General features: G+C 65.4%; 13 protein-coding genes. 7 read left to right on the top strand and 6 right to left on the bottom strand.

Annotated features, from left to right (window positions below; genetic code table 11):
* The first annotated feature begins 85 nt into the window (after positions 1 to 85).
* The 3 genes from FAZ97_RS20375 to FAZ97_RS20365 all read left to right on the top strand — a co-directional run bounded on the left by FAZ97_RS20375 (position 86) and on the right by FAZ97_RS20365 (position 3,159).
* Positions 86 to 736, top strand: a complete 651-nt coding sequence (locus tag FAZ97_RS20375) for an alpha/beta hydrolase (protein ID WP_158760225.1) — start codon at positions 86 to 88, stop codon at positions 734 to 736.
* A 348-nt stretch (positions 737 to 1,084) separates the two neighbouring features.
* Positions 1,085 to 2,140 (top strand): rod shape-determining protein, encoded by a 1,056-nt coding sequence (gene mreB / locus FAZ97_RS20370; RefSeq protein WP_158760224.1) that lies wholly within the window; start codon positions 1,085 to 1,087, stop codon positions 2,138 to 2,140.
* Between the two features lie 233 nt (positions 2,141 to 2,373).
* Positions 2,374 to 3,159, top strand: a complete 786-nt coding sequence (locus tag FAZ97_RS20365) for an alpha/beta fold hydrolase (protein WP_158761010.1) — start codon at positions 2,374 to 2,376, stop codon at positions 3,157 to 3,159.
* 118 nt (positions 3,160 to 3,277) lie between these two features.
* Here the strand turns inward: FAZ97_RS20365 and FAZ97_RS20360 are convergent, their stop codons facing one another.
* Entirely contained in the window at positions 3,278 to 3,679 is a 402-nt protein-coding gene (locus FAZ97_RS20360) for a hypothetical protein (RefSeq protein WP_158760223.1), read from the bottom strand.
* A gap of 383 nt (positions 3,680 to 4,062) precedes the next feature.
* Here FAZ97_RS20360 and gltA point away from each other — a divergent pair, with 383 nt between their 5' ends.
* Together gltA and FAZ97_RS20350 are read left to right on the top strand one after the other, a co-directional pair.
* Positions 4,063 to 5,364 (top strand): citrate synthase, encoded by a 1,302-nt coding sequence (gene gltA, locus FAZ97_RS20355; RefSeq protein ID WP_158760222.1) that lies wholly within the window; start codon positions 4,063 to 4,065, stop codon positions 5,362 to 5,364.
* A gap of 278 nt (positions 5,365 to 5,642) precedes the next feature.
* On the top strand, positions 5,643 to 7,922 hold the full coding sequence (locus tag FAZ97_RS20350) for an amylo-alpha-1,6-glucosidase (RefSeq protein ID WP_158760221.1): 2,280 nt from the start codon (positions 5,643 to 5,645) through the stop codon (positions 7,920 to 7,922).
* 53 nt (positions 7,923 to 7,975) lie between these two features.
* Here FAZ97_RS20350 and FAZ97_RS20345 read toward each other — a convergent pair whose 3' ends face one another.
* The 4 genes from FAZ97_RS20345 to FAZ97_RS20330 form a co-directional block, all read right to left on the bottom strand.
* Positions 7,976 to 9,055: an asparaginase gene (locus FAZ97_RS20345; protein ID WP_158760220.1), complete on the bottom strand. Its 1,080-nt coding sequence runs from the start codon at positions 9,053 to 9,055 to the stop codon at positions 7,976 to 7,978.
* An 80-nt stretch (positions 9,056 to 9,135) separates the two neighbouring features.
* On the bottom strand, positions 9,136 to 10,044 hold the full coding sequence (gene lhpI, locus FAZ97_RS20340) for a bifunctional Delta(1)-pyrroline-2-carboxylate/Delta(1)-piperideine-2-carboxylate reductase (protein ID WP_158760219.1): 909 nt from the start codon (positions 10,042 to 10,044) through the stop codon (positions 9,136 to 9,138).
* A 59-nt stretch (positions 10,045 to 10,103) separates the two neighbouring features.
* Positions 10,104 to 11,345 (bottom strand): NAD(P)/FAD-dependent oxidoreductase, encoded by a 1,242-nt coding sequence (locus FAZ97_RS20335; protein ID WP_158760218.1) that lies wholly within the window; start codon positions 11,343 to 11,345, stop codon positions 10,104 to 10,106.
* Positions 11,346 to 11,448: 103 nt separating this feature from the next.
* Entirely contained in the window at positions 11,449 to 12,360 is a 912-nt protein-coding gene (locus tag FAZ97_RS20330) for a LysR family transcriptional regulator (protein WP_158760217.1), read from the bottom strand.
* Between the two features lie 162 nt (positions 12,361 to 12,522).
* Between FAZ97_RS20330 and FAZ97_RS20325 the strand changes: the two genes are divergently transcribed.
* Complete coding sequence (locus tag FAZ97_RS20325) at positions 12,523 to 13,548, top strand: DUF1338 domain-containing protein (protein WP_158760216.1); 1,026 nt, start codon at positions 12,523 to 12,525, stop codon at positions 13,546 to 13,548.
* Between the two features lie 15 nt (positions 13,549 to 13,563).
* Here FAZ97_RS20325 and FAZ97_RS20320 read toward each other — a convergent pair whose 3' ends face one another.
* Positions 13,564 to 14,187 (bottom strand): helix-turn-helix domain-containing protein, encoded by a 624-nt coding sequence (locus FAZ97_RS20320; RefSeq protein ID WP_158760215.1) that lies wholly within the window; start codon positions 14,185 to 14,187, stop codon positions 13,564 to 13,566.
* Positions 14,188 to 14,734: 547 nt separating this feature from the next.
* Here FAZ97_RS20320 and FAZ97_RS20315 point away from each other — a divergent pair.
* Positions 14,735 to 15,832: a branched-chain amino acid ABC transporter substrate-binding protein gene (locus tag FAZ97_RS20315; RefSeq protein WP_233271822.1), complete on the top strand. Its 1,098-nt coding sequence runs from the start codon at positions 14,735 to 14,737 to the stop codon at positions 15,830 to 15,832.
* Positions 15,833 to 15,978 lie beyond the last annotated feature (146 nt).

Genomic DNA, 15,978 nt, shown 5'->3' with positions numbered 1-15,978 from the left:
AGCGTATCCTTGCGCCTGCCGCGCGCCGCGCAAAAAGCGCACGCCGGACACACAATACGTTTGTAAGCACAGGGGAGGTCCGACCATGAGCTGGGAAGCATTTGAAGGGGGCTGGCGTCTCGCGCCGGCCGATGGCGCCGCGCGCGCGCTCGTCGTACTGCTGCACGGCGTAGGCAGCAACGCCCAGGACCTCACGCCGCTCGCCGACGTGTGGCGCGATGCGCTGCCGGGCGTCGCGTTCGTGTCGCTCGACGGCAGCGAACCGTTCGACGGCGGCTTCGGCGGCCGCCAGTGGTTCAGCCTGCGCGACATCAGCGAGAGCAATCGCGAGGCCCGCGTCGTGGCCGCCTCGCAGGTGTTCGAGCGCCGGCTCGAGGCCGAACTCGCCCACTGGGGGCTCGGCCACGACGCGCTCGCGCTGGTGGGCTTCTCACAAGGCTCGATCATGTCGCTCTACTACGTGGCCACGCAGGCGGCGGGCGCGGCGGCCGTGGTCGCCTATGCCGGTCGTCTCGTCACGCCCGTGGTCGCGAAAAGCCGCACGGTGCTCACGCTCGTGCATGGCGAGGACGACGAGGTGATTCCGGCGAGCGAACTGGAGCGTGCCGCCGCCGCGTTCAGCGACGCGGGCTTTGCGGTCACCGCTTTCGCGCTGCCGGGCGTGGGCCACACGATCACCCCGCAGGGCGTCATGCTCGGGCGCGACGCGCTGGTGCGCGCGCTTGCGCACGCCTGATTGCCCGTGCTATCCGGTGGTTGGCGGGGTGCGAGGTCGGACCCCGTTAATCCACGAAAATACGCCTTAACGCAGCGAAATCGGTACAAAAGGGCAGTCGTATAAGCCCGCAGTGTCGTATTTCGGCCATATTTTCCGGATAAGCTATGCAGTTATTTCTGGACCGGCTAAAGTTCGCGCCGGTCGCGGCCGTTAATACGGGGAGTCGCCGCGACCTTATCGGCCGCGTAGGCCCGTTCCGCCCGGCGCGCGGCTAGTTCGCGCTGCCTGGATGAGGCTGCCATCGGGAATGCCATCCGTCGGCGCATCGTCTGCCGGGTCGCCAAAAAAACTGCACATCAGACCAACATGGCCCGAGCCAAGCCGCATTCCCTCTTTTCCAAAAGGCTGTTCCGCCAGGACGTGGCGCTCGATCTCGGTACGGCCAACACGCTGATCTATACCGCCGACAAAGGCATCGTGCTGAACCAGCCCTCCGTGGTCTGCTTCGAGCGGCGCGCGGGTGCGAGCGAGACGACGGTGGCCGCGGTGGGCCGCGAGGCGAAGGATCTGCTTGGCCGCGCGCCGGCCAATCTGGAGACGGTGCGGCCGCTTTCGCACGGCGTGATCGCCAATTTTTCCGCAGCCGAACACATGATGCGCCGCTTCGTGGCGATGGCGCAGCCGCGCCGTCTGCTCGGGCGCCGTGCCGCATTCACGGTGTGCGTGCCGGCGGGCGCGACGCGCGTCGAGCGCCGCGCGATCCGCGAGGCGGCCTTCGCGGCGGGAGCGGCGAGCGTGAACCTGATCGGCGAGTCGCTGGCTTCGGCGCTGGGTGCGGGTCTGCCGGTGCATGCGGCAACCGGCTCGATGGTCGTGGACATCGGCGGCGGCACGACGGAAGTGGGCATCGTCGCGCTGGGCGGCGTGGCGTGCAGCGGTTCGGTGCGCGTGGGCGGCGACCAGTTCGACCGCGCGATCGTCGACCATGTGCGCACGCTCTATGGCGTCGTGCTGGGCGATCAGACCGCCGAACATCTGAAAAAGACGATTGGCTGCGCGCTCTACGGCGAGCCCGTGGAACGCATGCGCGCGACCGGGCGCAGTATGGAGGACGGCCTACCGCGCACGATCGAGATCACGAGCCATGACGTGGTGGACGCGCTGGCCGCGCCGTTGCGCCTAGTGATCAACGCGGTGCGGCAGGTGCTCGAGACGGCGCCGGCCGAACTCGTCACCGATATCGCCGATAGCGGCATCGTGCTCACGGGCGGCGGCTCGCTGCTCCAGAGGCTCGATCAGTGCCTCGCCGCCGAACTCGGCGTGACCGTGCGTGTGGCCGACGAGCCGCTCACCTGCGCCGTGCGCGGCGCGGGCGCGGCAGCTTCGCTCATGAGCGAGCACGTGTTCGAATTCGTCGAATAACGAAGGGCGCAAGCCGGCTGGCGAAGAAGCGGCGCTGTGTGAAGGCGCCGGCGTGCCAGGTGCACACGTCGCGGGCGTGGGACAATACGCCACTTTGCCAGCGTGCACCGCGATGGACTGCCCTCAGGCCGTCGCCGTGTGCCGCTGTCCTGTTGTCTCCACATCGTCCAGCCGTGAATCCAGCCGCTTTTCCGGCCCCCGGTACGTTCGTCGAACTGCCTGGCGGCCTGCCTATGCCCTATGTCGAACGGGGCGAGGGCGAACTCCTTCTCTTCGTGCATGGCTCGCTTTGCGACTACCGTTACTGGCAGCCGCAACTGGCCGGCCTCGCGCCGTACTATCGCTGTGTTTCGGTGAGTCTCACGCACTACTGGCCCGCCGGGGATGCCGCGCGCAACCAGCCCTTCAGCTGGCGGCAGCACGCGGATGATCTTGCCGCGTTCGTCGACGCCCTCGGTGCGGGCCCCGCACACGTGATCGGGCATTCACGCGGCGGCCTGGTGTCGTTCCAGTTCGCGCTACGTCATCCGCAACACGTGCGCACGCTTACGCTCGCCGACCCCGGTGGTCCGGTGCAGCAACCGGGCCAGACGCTCGCCACGTTGCCCGAGACCGTCAACGCGCTGCGCGCCCGCGCGGTGGCGCTGATCGAGTCGGGCGAGGTGGACGCGGGGCTCGCGCTCTTTGTCGATTCGGTGAGCCGGCCCGGCTTCTGGGCGAAGAGCACGCATGGGTTCCGCCGCATGGCCACCGACAACGCCCACACGCTTGGACCGCAGTTTCAGGATCCGCTGCCCGCGTATACGCGCGAGCAAGCCGTCGAAGTGCAATGCCCTGTGCTGCTGATCGACGGCGAGTTGAGTCCCGAGGTGTTTCACCGCGCCGTGGCCGCACTCGAAGCCTGGCTGCCCGATGCGCGCCGCGCGACGGTGGCGGGCGCGTCGCATGGGATGAATCTGGCGCGACCTGCGGCGTTCAACGAAATGATCGATCGATTCGTGAGCGGCCACGGGCGTTAAGGCACGCTCCAGCACGTTGACGCGCGCTCATGCAAAAATGGCGGCCTGGCAATGGGGCCGCCATTTTCTTTAGCTGCGCTTTAGCTGCAAAAAATATCGTAGTCCGAACGACTTGCGTTTAGTCGCGGCCGTGCGCGTGAGCGTCGAGCTTGTGCTCGGCAGGCTCGCCCACGAGGCCCGCGTAGTAGAGATGCACGCCGATCGCGAGCGAATCGTTGCGGATTTCGTGGAAGGCCTTCCATGCCTTCACGGGATCCTTGAACACGAGATAGTGCGCTTCCTGTGAAACGAGGCGGGCGACCTGGTGCAGGCCGTGGCCGTTGAGCGCGTTCACGAGGTGATCGAGGCTGCGGTGCGTGCGCGCGTCGGTGCGCGGATACAGCATGTGCAGCACGGCAACGCGTTCGTTGGCGAGCGCAGCCGAAAGCGCGACCACGATGTCCTGGTGGTTGAGTGCCGTGACGACGGCGCCCGCTGCGTGTTCGTCTTCTGCGAACAGGGTATCGACCGAGATGTTCATCTGTTGCTTCCTTACGTTTTGCTTTAAGCGCGTGTGGCGTCGAAAAGCCCGCGAGTGGTGGCGGGCTAGATTACAAAATGCAAGTAATGGAAAACCCTTGCATGTCAAGCAGTATCGCAAAGATAGGGTGCGACATGTTGCGCTGCAAGAGAAAAATATTGTTGCAGGAATCGGCGTTAAGGAAGCCGCAAGCTTGGCAATGTTGCTGGCTTGAAGAGGGATTGTTGCTGGCTGCACTATCAATCGATGCCGCGCCGCGCCGTAGAATGCGGCAAGCGGTCGCAGCAGTGCCGGCCCGGACAGAGGGGAGCCCGGCGGCTGCGTCCTGAGGCGCGAAGTTTTGCGCGAGGGTTTGCGAAGTGACAGCAATTCAAGGACACACAATGATCGACTCGAAGACACACGCCACGCTCACGATCCCCGGCCAGGCTGAAGGCGTTCAGCTGCCGGTCTACAAGGGCACCATCGGCCCGGACGTGATCGACATCCGCAAGCTGTACGGCCAGACCGGCATGTTCACGTACGACCCGGGCTTCATGTCCACGGCGGCGTGCAACTCGGCGATCACCTATATCGACGGCGACAAGGGCGAGCTGCTGTACCGCGGCTACCCGATCGACAACCTCGCGCAGAACGCCGACTTCCTCGAAAGCTGCTACCTGCTGCTCAAGGGCGAGTTGCCCACGCAGCAGCAGAAGGACGAATTCGTGGCCTCGGTGACGAACCACACGATGGTTCACGAGCAGATGCACTTCTTTTTCCGGGGGTTCCGCCGTGACGCACATCCGATGGCGATTCTGGTGGCGGCGGTCGGCGCACTGTCCGCGTTCTATCACGACTCGCTCGACATCAATGACCCGACGCATCGCGAGGTGTCTGCGATCCGCATGATCGCCAAGCTGCCGACGCTCGTCGCCATGGCGTACAAGTACACCATCGGCCAGCCGTTCGTGTATCCGCAGAACGACCTCTCGTACAGCGCGAATTTCATGCGCATGATGTTCTCGGCGCCTAGCGAAGAGTACAAGGTCAACGACGTGCTCGTGCGCGCGCTCGACCGTATTCTCATCCTGCACGCCGACCACGAGCAGAACGCTTCGACGTCTACCGTGCGTCTCGCGGGTTCGTCGGGCGCGAACCCGTTCGCGTGCATCGCGGCCGGTATCGCCTGCCTGTGGGGCCCGGCGCACGGCGGTGCGAACGAAGCTGCGCTGAACATGCTGGAAGAAATCGGCTCGGTCGATAACATCCCGAAGTTCATCGAGCAGGTGAAGGACAAGAACTCGGGCGTGAAGCTGATGGGCTTCGGTCACCGCGTGTACAAGAACTACGACCCGCGTGCGAAGCTCATGCGCGAGACGTGCTACGAAGTGCTGAACGAACTCGGCCTGCACGACGATCCGCTCTTCAAGCTCGCCATGCAGCTCGAAAAGATCGCGCTGGAAGACGAATACTTCGTGTCGCGCAAGCTGTACCCGAACGTCGACTTCTACTCGGGTATCGTGCAGCGCGCGCTGGGCATCCCGACCTCGATGTTCACGTGTATCTTCGCGATGGCGCGTACGGTGGGCTGGATCGCGCAATGGAACGAAATGATCGCCGACCCCGAGCAGAAGATCGGCCGTCCGCGTCAGCTGTTCATCGGTGAAACGGTGCGTGAGGCCAAGCCGATTTCGCAACGTTGATGCGCTGAGCGCGCCGCTTGCGGCGTGCTCCATGCAGTGCCGCCACGGGCGCCCGCACGTTACGTCGTGCCGGCGCCCGAAATTATTTCCGCGCACGTTCCTTGCTCGCGCCGGGATTTGCCGCCGGTTTCGCGCGTATTCTTCGCCTGGGGCCTGTTATTAGCGTGAACAGGCCCTAGTCTTCATGCATTCGCTGCCAACGCTTGCGCCGAAGCCACTACAATCATCCGCAAGCGAACCGTACCGTAACCATTTGCATGGGACCCAGGAGGCACGCAATGCAGGATCCTGAAACACTCGGTGGCGTCACGCGCTCAAGCGGCGTGGATCATCCCGCTCAAGACGCGCGGGAAACCGACGGCGCGTTCATCGCGCCCGAAACGCCCGAGGTCGCCAGCGCCGACCAGCATGTGCTGAAGTCGGGCGGCACCTTCATCGTCAACGATCCGCTCGGCGACATCACCGGCATCGACGACGGCCTCTTCGTCAACGACACGCGCGTGCTCTCGTCGCTGCGCTTGACCTTCGGCGGGCGCGTGCCCTCGCTGCTCTCGGGCAGCGTGAGCAGCGACAACGCCGTGTTCACGGCCCACCTCACCAATCGTCCGCTGCCGCCGCTGGGCGGCACCACCACGCCCGAGGGCGTGATTCACGTGCAGCGCGAGCGCGTGCTCTCCGGCACGATGATGACCGAGGCCATCGAACTCACGAACTACGGCACTGAAGACGCCGTGGTGCCGCTCTCCATCTCGTTCGCGAGCGACTTCCGCGACATGTTCGAAGTGCGTGGCCTGAAGCGGGAAAAACGCGGCACGCTCATGCCGCCGCGCGTCGAAGACGGCGAGGTGCGGCTCGAATACATCGGGCTCGACCACGTGGCGCGGCGCGTGCGTATCGAGTTCTCGCCAACGCCGAGCAAGCTCCTCGCCGATCGCGCGGACTTCACGGTCGATCTGCCCGCGCAGGCCTGCGTCTCGATCTATCTCACGGTGGCGATCGAAGTGGAGGCGCTGCCCGACGCCGCGCCCGGCACGCAGAGCGCGGGCATCTTCCAGCCACCGCATTGCCTCGCGAACACGCAGGAGCAGCGCGTGGGCCGCGCGGCCGTGCGCGCCGCGCTGGTCGACTCGCACATCGTAATGCGCGAACGCCGCCGCGCGGCGGCGGCTCTGCGCTCGAGCAACCCGCTCTTCAATGCGTGGATCAACCGCTCGATTGCCGATCTGGGTCTGCTCACCACGGACTTGCCGACCGGCCCGTATCCGTATGCGGGCATTCCGTGGTTCTCCACGCCGTTCGGCCGCGACGCGGTCATCACGTCGCTGCAAACGTTATGGCTTACACCCGCGCTCGCGCGCGGCGTGCTGCGTTTTCTCGCGGAACATCAGGCGCGAGAGGACTCGGCGTTCCGCGATGCGGCGGTCGGCAAGATCATGCACGAAATGCGCAAGAGCGAAATGGCCGCCACCGGCGAAGTGCCGTTCGCGCTCTACTACGGCGGGGTGGACACCACGCCGCTCTTTGTCGTGCTGGCGGGCGCGTACGTCGAACGCACCGGCGACGTCTCGCTGATCGACGAGTTGTGGCCGGCGCTCGAGCGCGCCGCGGCCTGGGTCGCAGGTGTGTGCGACCGCAACAAACTCGGCTTGCTCGACTACCGGCGCGAATCGGAAGGCGGCCTTGCGAACCAGGGCTGGAAAGACAGCCACGACTCGGTGTTCCATGCGGACGGCCGGTTCCCCGATGGCCCGATCGCGCTGGTCGAAGTGCAGGCGTACGCGAGCGCGGCGTTCGAGACGATGTCGCGCTTCGCCACGCATCGCGGCCAGGTGGAAGACGCGGCGCGCTACGCCGCGCGCGCCTCGAAGATCCGCCGCTGCGTGGAAGAGAAGTTCTGGATGCCGGAGTCGGAGTTCTACGGCATTGCGCTCGACGGTCACGGCGAACTGTGCCGCGTGCTCGCTTCGAATGCGGGGCATCTGCTTGCGTTTGGGCTGCCCGAAGAGGAGCGCGGCCGCGCGGTGGCCGAAGTGCTCGAATCGGCACTGTTCCATACGGGCTGGGGTGTGCGTACGCTGGCGGCGGGGCAGGCGCGTTTCAATCCCATGGCGTACCACAACGGTTCGGTATGGCCGCATGACAACGCGCTGTGTGCGCGCGGCCTCGCGCGCTATGGCCGCAAGGCGGCGGCGGTGCGTTTGCTGCAGGCGCTGTTCGAGGCCGCGGTGACGTTCGACATGCGTTTGCCCGAGCTTTTCTGCGGCTTCCCGCGCCGGCGCGGCGAGCCGCCCACGGCGTATCCGGTGGCCTGCCTGCCGCAAGCGTGGGCTGCGGGTTCGCCGTTCATGATGCTCGAAGCGTGTCTTGGCGTGACGATCGACGCGGCACGCAACGAGGTGCGTGTCGAGCAGCCCATGCTGCCCGAAGGCATCGACTGGCTCGAAGTGGGCGATCTGCGCGTGGGCAAGAATACGGTGACGCTCATGTTCCGCCGTGTGGACGGCAAGGTCGTGGCATCGGCCGATCGTAGCGATGTGAAGGTGGTGGCGCTGCTTTGAGCGCTGGTGTTTTGGCGTGGGCTTGTGAAGCCCGCGCCAACCTCATCTACTTCTTATTTGCCGGATGGGTGATCGAAGCGCTCCAGCGTGAACTGCGGCGCGACGTAACCTGTCTCGACGCCCATCGTGTTGACGACGCGCGGGGCGTCGAATTTGCTTAGTTGTCCAAGCTGATTCGATGTGCCGATGCCCAGTTGCCTCAGCACTTCCACGACGGTCGCATGGAGCGCGGTGAGGTCGCCGTCCTCGATCTTCACGGCGATACCCAATGCCGGGCCGCCCGTATGCGCCGCCGTCGCCGCGCTTGCCCGCACGCCGATCGCATAGCTGCCCGCTGCGCCCAGCTTGCCGACGAGCGCGCCTTCGAACGCGCTCATGAGCGTCGTGCAGAAGCGGCCTTCGCCCGCCACGAGTTCCGGATACGACGTCATCGCGCGATAGATGTGGGCAAGCGCCTGTGAGCGCGAGTCGGTCGCGGTATGCACTTGATCCTGCGCATCGGCGAGCTTCACGAAAAGGCGCGCTAGCCGGTCGAGCGGGAAGGCAGGCGTGGGCAGATTGCAGCCGTCGATGCCCCACTCGACGCCCGTCTCGGGAAGATCGCAAACCTCGGCGACGACGCGCTTCACATGCTGCTGCAAGGGATGCGAAGGCAAGTGGTAATCGGCCAGCGCCGCGCCGATGGAGCGCGCGCCCGCAAGCATGCCGGCGTGCTTGCCCGAGCAGTTGCTGCACACCGCGCCAGGCGTGAAGTCGCGCTTGATCCACGCCTTGTATACGGCGTCGGACAATGGCGGATGGCCGCCGCAACGCAGATCCGATTCCGCAGCGGACACCTTGGCGAGCATCGCGCGCGTACGCTCGATATGGCGGTCCTCGCTGCTGTGCGAGGCGCACATGAGCGCGAGATCGGCGTCGTCGAATCCGAAGCGTTCCAGCGCCCCCGTCTCGGCCACGGCGAGCGCCTGCGCGGGCTTGGCCGCCGAGCGCACGAGCGTCATGCGATGCGGATTGCCGAGCGCGTAGAGCAGGCGCCCTTGAGCGTCGACCACGGCGATGTGGGCGACATGCGTGGTTTCGATTACCTCGCCGCGCAGGACTTTTACGGCGGGTTGGAGAGCGCTCGTCGTCATGGTTCGTCTGCCTTGGGTCTCGGATGGGATCGTGCTGCGCGATCGATGTGCGATTCTAATCCGCGCATCCGGATGACGGACTAACGCGTGTCGCGCGCCACGCGGCACGCTGCAAGATCCCATGCGCCGCTGCCGACCGTCTTGAACAGCACGGGCGCGCTGTCATGCTGCGCGCCGTCCGCGACAGCCGAGCCAATCGTGCGCACGTTCGCCCAGTCGATGCCGGCCTGCAGCAGGTCCCCGGCTTCTTCGCGCGCGGCGGCCAGGTCGTCCACGAACACGCGGCTTGCGCGCACCGTTTCCTGCGCGATTTCGGCGGCGTCCGGCGTGAAGGCGCCAACGCCGATCACGAGCCGGTCCAGGCGCGCCGCGGCGGTGTATACGGGCGTCTTGCTCGTGGTCGCGGCAATGACCACATCGACTTCATCGGGCACCGCGCCGTGCGCGGGCTTTGCGTGCACGCCGGACTGCGCGAGGTGAGCGCGGAACGCTTCCTCGGACGCTTCGGTGCGACCCTTCACGTAAAGCGTCGCCGCCGGATACAGCTGGCCGATCGCCTCGGCATGAAAACGCGCTTGCTGGCCCGTGCCGATCAGCAGAAACGCACGCGGTGCGCCTGGGTGAAAGACGCGCACGCCGAGCATGGAAAGGGCCGCAGTGCGCCGCCCAGTGACGGTCGGTCCGTCGAGAATGAACTCGGGCTGCCCGGTCGCGCCGTTGCACACCGTCACCGCGCCGAAGATGGTCGGCAGGCCGAGCGCCGTATTGGCGGGGCACACGCTCACGAGCTTATGGATGGCGATGTCGTCGGCGCTGGCGGGCATCGAGAGCATGACGCCGTTGCCCTTGAGCGGCACGCCCGTGCGCACGGGCGCGTGAATGCGGCCCGCGTCGTGGTCCTGAGCGGCCGTGGCGAGGGCGTCGAGCAGCACGCCGAAGTCGAGCAGGCGCGCCGTGGCGGTTGCGTCGTAAATCGCGATGGGCTCCATCGAATGTTCTCTCCTGGTGAATGATGCGTGGATGGGGCCGCGTAAATTCCGGGCCGGCCTCAAAAGCGGTCGATGCGAAACGGTGCGAGATCGACGGCGGGTATGTCGCGCGCCATCAATTGTGCGACGAGTTCGCCGGTGAGCGGCCCGAGCGTGAGGCCGAGATGCTGATGGCCGGTCGCGACGAAGGCATTCCGCGCGCCGGAGATCTCGCCGATCATCGGCAGATAGTCGGGCAGCGTGGGGCGCTCGCCATACCAGCGGCTCGCGACCTGCGGGGCTTGCTCGCCGGGAAACAACGTGTGGAACTGCGTAGCGAGCAGATCGGCGCGGCGCCAGTCGGGTGCGCCGCGCGCGCCGAGTTCGACGGTGCCGGCAAGCCGGATGCCTTGCGTCATCGGATTGCAGGTGAAGCCCCGCTCGACGAAGCTCACAGGCACGCGCAGCGTGTCCTGCGAGGGCGCGGCGAGCTGGACGTGATAGCCGCGCTCGTTGGTCAGCGGAATCCTCGCGCCGAGTTGCTGGGCGAGTTCGGCGCTGCGCGAGCCGGCCGCGATCAGCACCTTCGCGGCCGGATGCGTTTCGCCGTTCAGCGTGACGCCGACGCGGCCATCGGGCAGGGCGCGCAATGCGTCGACGGCGGCGCTCGTGAAGCTCGCGCCCGCTGCGAGCGCGGCCTCGAAAATACGCACGACGACCTGCTGCGGATTCGTGACCGAAGCCATGCCGGGAAAGTAGCGCGCGTGGCTGATATGCGGCGTGAGCGACGGCAGATAGTCGCGCCGCACCTGCTCAGCCGAGAGATTTTCGTAGCGCACGCCGTGCTGGTCGAGCAGATCGAGTTGCGCGCGTTCCGTTGCGTGCGCAACGGGTTGTTCGAACACGTAGAGCGAGCCGATGTCGCGAAAGAGTTCGGCGGCGATATGCCGATCCAGCAGACGGCGCCACGCTTGCGCCGCACCGGTGACGAGACTCGCGAGCGCGCGCGTATTGCGCCGAAAACGGGGGCGCTGCGCCTGAGCGGCGAACTCCAGCATCCACGGCGCCATGCGCGGCAGGCTGCGTTTGTGCAGACGCAGCGGGCTGTCGCCGCGCAGCAGCATGCGTGAGAGGCCGGCCATTGTCTCGGGGCTCGCGAGCGGCGCGACATGATCGACCGCGATCAGCCCCGCATTGCCGAACGAGCAGCCGGAGCCTGGCGGTGCGCTATCGACGATACGCACGCGCAGGCCGCGCTGCGCCAGGTTGAGCGCGGCGCAGGCCCCGACGATGCCCGCACCGATGACGACGACGTCTTCCATACCTGTCTCGTGACGAAGAAGTGGTTTCGTCCGATGCTAACCCAACTATTTCCTATAGGAAACTTTTTTCTGATCGTATGTCTCGTGCGCTGCGACCCCCAGATCAGCCGCCGCCTTGCGAGGCGCTATAGGCGCTGGCCTGCTCGAGCAGCCACGCGCGGAACAGTTCCAGCGGTTTGCCGTGGCTCAGTTCGGTGGGGTACACAAAGTAGTAGCCGCCATCGGCAATAGCGGGCGCTTCAAACGGAATGACGACGCCAAACCGCTCGAGCTGGCCTTCCACGAAGAACTTCGGCACCAGCGCCACGCCGAGTCCGGCTGCGGCCGCTGCGATCAGCATCGTGTGCAGTTCGTAGCGCACGCCGTGCATGGTGGCGTTGTCCTCCACGCCGAGGTCGGAGAACCAGCGCGTCCAGCCGTCGGGGCGCGTGGTGGAGTGCAGCAGCGGGTAGGCGAGCAGTTCATGCGCCTTCTTGATGGGCTTCGCGAGTAGCGACGGCGAACACACCGGCACCACTTCCTCGCCGAACAGAAAGTCGGACGACGTGCCAGGCCAGGTGGGCTTGCCGTAGTGGATGGCGGCTTCGAAATGCGATTCCTCGAACGAAAAGGTCTCGGTGCGCACACCCATGTTCACGCGCACGTCGGGCGTGCGGTCGTAGAAGTCCTTGAGGCGGGGAATGAGCCATTCGGAGGCGAAGGTCGGCAGCACGGCGAGTTCCAGATAACCGCCACCGCTGCCGTGCGCGATGATGGAGAGCGTGTCCCGATCCAGGTTTTCGAGTGCGCGGCGCACCTGGGTGCTGTAGAGTCGGCCCGCGCGCGTGAGCACGACCCGCTGCTTGGCGCGCACGAACAGACGCACGCCGAGATTCGATTCGAGCGTGGCGATCTGGCGCGATACCGCGCTTTCGGTGAGGAACAGCTCTTTGGCGGCGTGCGTGAAGCTCTCGTGCCGCGCCGCGGCTTCGAACGCCGTGAGCGCGCCGATGTTCGGGATCTTGAACTTGCGCATGTTGATTCCAGAAACTCATCAAGTGACAATTTAATCTCGCTTTACGCGGTGCGCAACCATTCGAATAATGCGTTTCACGTATAGCTGGCCGAAGCCGATGGCCAGCGGCCCGTTTGATGACCGCTGCCAGCCGGCAGGTGGTCGTTTCCTGTGAGATTGGTGATGCGCAATTCGAACGTAGAACGCTTGTTGTCCGCGCTGCTCGGCCGCGAGAAAACGGAAACCCTCTTTGCAACGCTGAACTTTCCTTCGATGCTCGAAGACTGGGAAGGCGGCACCGTCACACGCGCCGAACTCGCCCAGGCGATGAACATGGCGCTGTTCGAAGACCTGCTGGAGCGCTCGCCCAACGGCCGCACGTACACGAACGATACGGTGGTGCAGGGCGGCGCGGTGTACTTCGATCATGGCGCGCTGCGCACGGTGCGCTGGGCGCAGAGTGGCGCGCTGCCGCCGGGAGAGGCGGCGTTCACGCGCATTCTGCGCCCGCTTGGCTTTCGCCTGAACGGCCGCTATCCGCTCGACAAGCTCGGCATGACGGGGCGCGCTTACGCACACGAAGACGCGCCCGACGAGATCGCGCAATTCTTCGTGAGCGAACTGCACCCCGAGCGCTTTTCGGCGGCGTTCCAGCGAGCCGTGACGAACGTGGTGGGCACGTCGAAAGATCCGCTCACGCCGCTGGCCGTGGCGCAGCTCTCCGAGCTCGAACGCGACGGCTCGCTGCCGCTCGATGCGGCGCTGCAACTGCTGCCCGTGATCGTCGGGGCGTTCGCGCGACAGCACGAAGTGCCAGCTATTTCGGACTACGAGACGTTGCTGCAAGAATCGGCGGAAATGGCGTGGATTGCAACGGAAGGCAACGCCTTCAATCACGCTACCGACCGCGTGGAAGACGTGTTCAAGCTTTCGGACGACGAGAAGGCCAAGGGGCGCCCAATGAAACCCAGCGTCGAGACCTCGCGCTCGGGCCGCGTGTTTCAAACGGCGTATCGCGCCGATACTGTGGTGCGCGAGTTCCGCGCGGCCGACGGCCAGCGCGTGACACGCGAGGTGCCGGGCTCGTTTTACGAGTTCATCACGCGCAAACGCACGTTCGATCAGGCCACGCGTAGCTGGCAGACCGATTTGCGCTTCGACGCGGGTAATGCCACCGGCATTTTCAAAATGACCGCGAACGCTGCGTAAAGTTGGATTGGCGCTTCAAACGCCCGGCGCGCCGTCCTGCGCGTCCGGGTGCGGCTCGTTGATGAGCCAGAGGACTTCCGCGTCTTCTTCGCTCGTGGAGACGGCCGCATGACCCGTGCGGCTGTCGAAGTAAATACTGTCGCCGGCTTCGAGATGCGTTGGTGCGTAGAGCTCGGAGTACAGGCAAACCGAGCCGCTCAATACGAAGAGAAATTCTTCGCCCTCATGCCGGCCCCATTCGGTGAATTCGTCCAGCGAGTGGGCCGTCACGCGAATATGAAACGGGTGCATCGCCTTGTGCGCGAGTTCCGTTGCGAGCAACTCCATCTGATAGCAGCCCGCCGCATGCTGCTGCCCGCCGCCCTTGCGGGTGAGCGCGCGGCGTCCGCTCGCGCGCGGCCTGGGCGCCGAGCCGAACAGCTCGCCGAGGTCGATCTTCAGGCCGTGAACGATCTTCTGCAGCACGTCGAACGTCGGCGACATGACGCCGTTTTCCACTTTCGAGAGCGTGGAGCGCGACACGCCGCACACGCGGCTGGCGGCCTCGAGCGTGTAATCGTGCTTCAGCCGGGCCGCCTTGACGCGTTTGCCCAGCTCCGCTGAAGCGTGCTCGGCGGGCTTGAGGGACGGGGTTTCCATTCGGGGACTCGGGTGTTCGCGATGGGTTTGCAGTGTGTTCGTATCGTACTCTAAGTTTCCGATCATAACATTTGGGTATTGTGGAGCGTTTGCCATGTCATGCGACATATCGATTTGCATGACTAAGTAAATGGATCGTGGTCAAGTTGATGATTTCTCAGGTAAACCCAAGCCATGCAAGGGTGAGGCGCCTGCTCGCCCCGTTCTTGCATGAGGTCCACGCACAAGCGGGATATCCGCGCTATCGGGTATCTCCCAATGCCTGGAAGGCCGCGCCACGCGTTGCCGTATTCCGCGCGTGTGCGGGCTTGATGAGAAAAGCGCATTACATGGTGATTAGATTTCGTTTGATGCATGCGCAAGCGCTGCCGACAATCCTTTCACGTTCCGCCGCCCTGCATCGCGCGGCGCGAGACGAATCCTGTGCGCCGAAGGTCCGCGCGACTATTCGGCACGCATCATGTGCCGGCTTCAGATACCGAAGGAATATCGCATGCATCCTCGTTTCCTCGCTTCTCGTCGTAGCTGCGCGATCGCAGCGTCGTTGATGTTGGTTGCCGGCGCGGTGAGCGCGCAGGAAGTGGTCGTGAAGATCGGCGTGGCCAGCCCCCTCACGGGCGGCGGCGCAGCGTATGGCAAAGACATCGAGAACGGCGTGCGTATGGCCGTGGACGAAGCCAACGCCGCGCATCCCACCATCGGCGGCAAGCCGGTCAAGTTCGTGATCGACTCGCAGGATGACCAGAGCGATCCGCGCATCGGCGTGCAGGTCGCGCAGCAACTCGTGGACGACAACGTGGCCGTCGTGATCGGCCACTTCAATTCGGGCACGACGCTGCCGGCTTCGAGGATCTACGCGAAGGCAGGCATTCCGATGATCACGCCGGCGGCGACCAATCCGGCCATCACGCAGGGCGGCGCCCCGACCATCTACCGCGTGATCGCGACCGACTCGCAAAACGCCGGCAACGCCGGCAACTACGCGGCGACGGTGACGAAGGCGAAGCGCATTGCGATCATCGACGACCGCACGGCCTTCGGCCAGGGCGAAGCCGACGAGTTCGAAAAGGCCGTGAAGGCGAGCGGCGGCACGATCGTCGCGCGCGAATTCACGAACGACAAGGCCGTGGATTTCAGCGCCCAGCTCACGAGCATCAAGCGCACGAATCCGGATCTCGTGTTCTTCGGCGGCCTCGACGCGCAGGCGGCCATGATCGTCAAGCGCATGCGCCAGCTTGGCCTGAAGGCGCAATTCCTCGCGGGCGGCGGCGTCATGGACGCGAACTTCATCAAGCTCGCCGGCGACTCCGCCGATGGCGCTTCGGTATGGGAATACGGCCAGCCGCTCGGCACGCTGCCCAAGGGCAAAGGCTTCGAGGCGAAGTTCAAGCAGAAGTACGGCATCGACATGCTTGCCTACGCGCCGTTTGCCTACGACGCGGCGTGGGTCGCCATCTCGGCGATGGAGAAGGCGGGCTCGGCTACGCCGGCGCAGTTCAACGCCGCGCTGAAGGCCACGAACTACGATGGCATTACGGGCAAGATCGCGTTCAATGCCCAGGGCGACCTGAAGAGCCCCAGTTCGACGCTGTATCAGGTCAAGAACGTGGCGTGGGTGCCGGTCACGACGCGAACCGCCGACTGACCTCGAAAACCGTTGCTAACTTGAAGGGCGCCGCTTCTGTCGGCGCCCAATGCATTGTTTCCAATAGGAAATGAATGGTGCGCGGGCGGGGCGGCCGCACGCCGTTTTTATCACGGAAAGCCCTGCGGATGCGATGCGCGCGGCAT

Origin of the sequence: Paraburkholderia acidiphila, from assembly GCF_009789655.1 — a bacterium.
GTDB classification, from domain to species: Bacteria; Pseudomonadota; Gammaproteobacteria; order Burkholderiales; family Burkholderiaceae; genus Paraburkholderia; species Paraburkholderia acidiphila.
The sequence above is the reverse complement of the archived record's forward strand: the minus strand, read 5'-3'. Positions and strand labels throughout refer to the sequence as shown.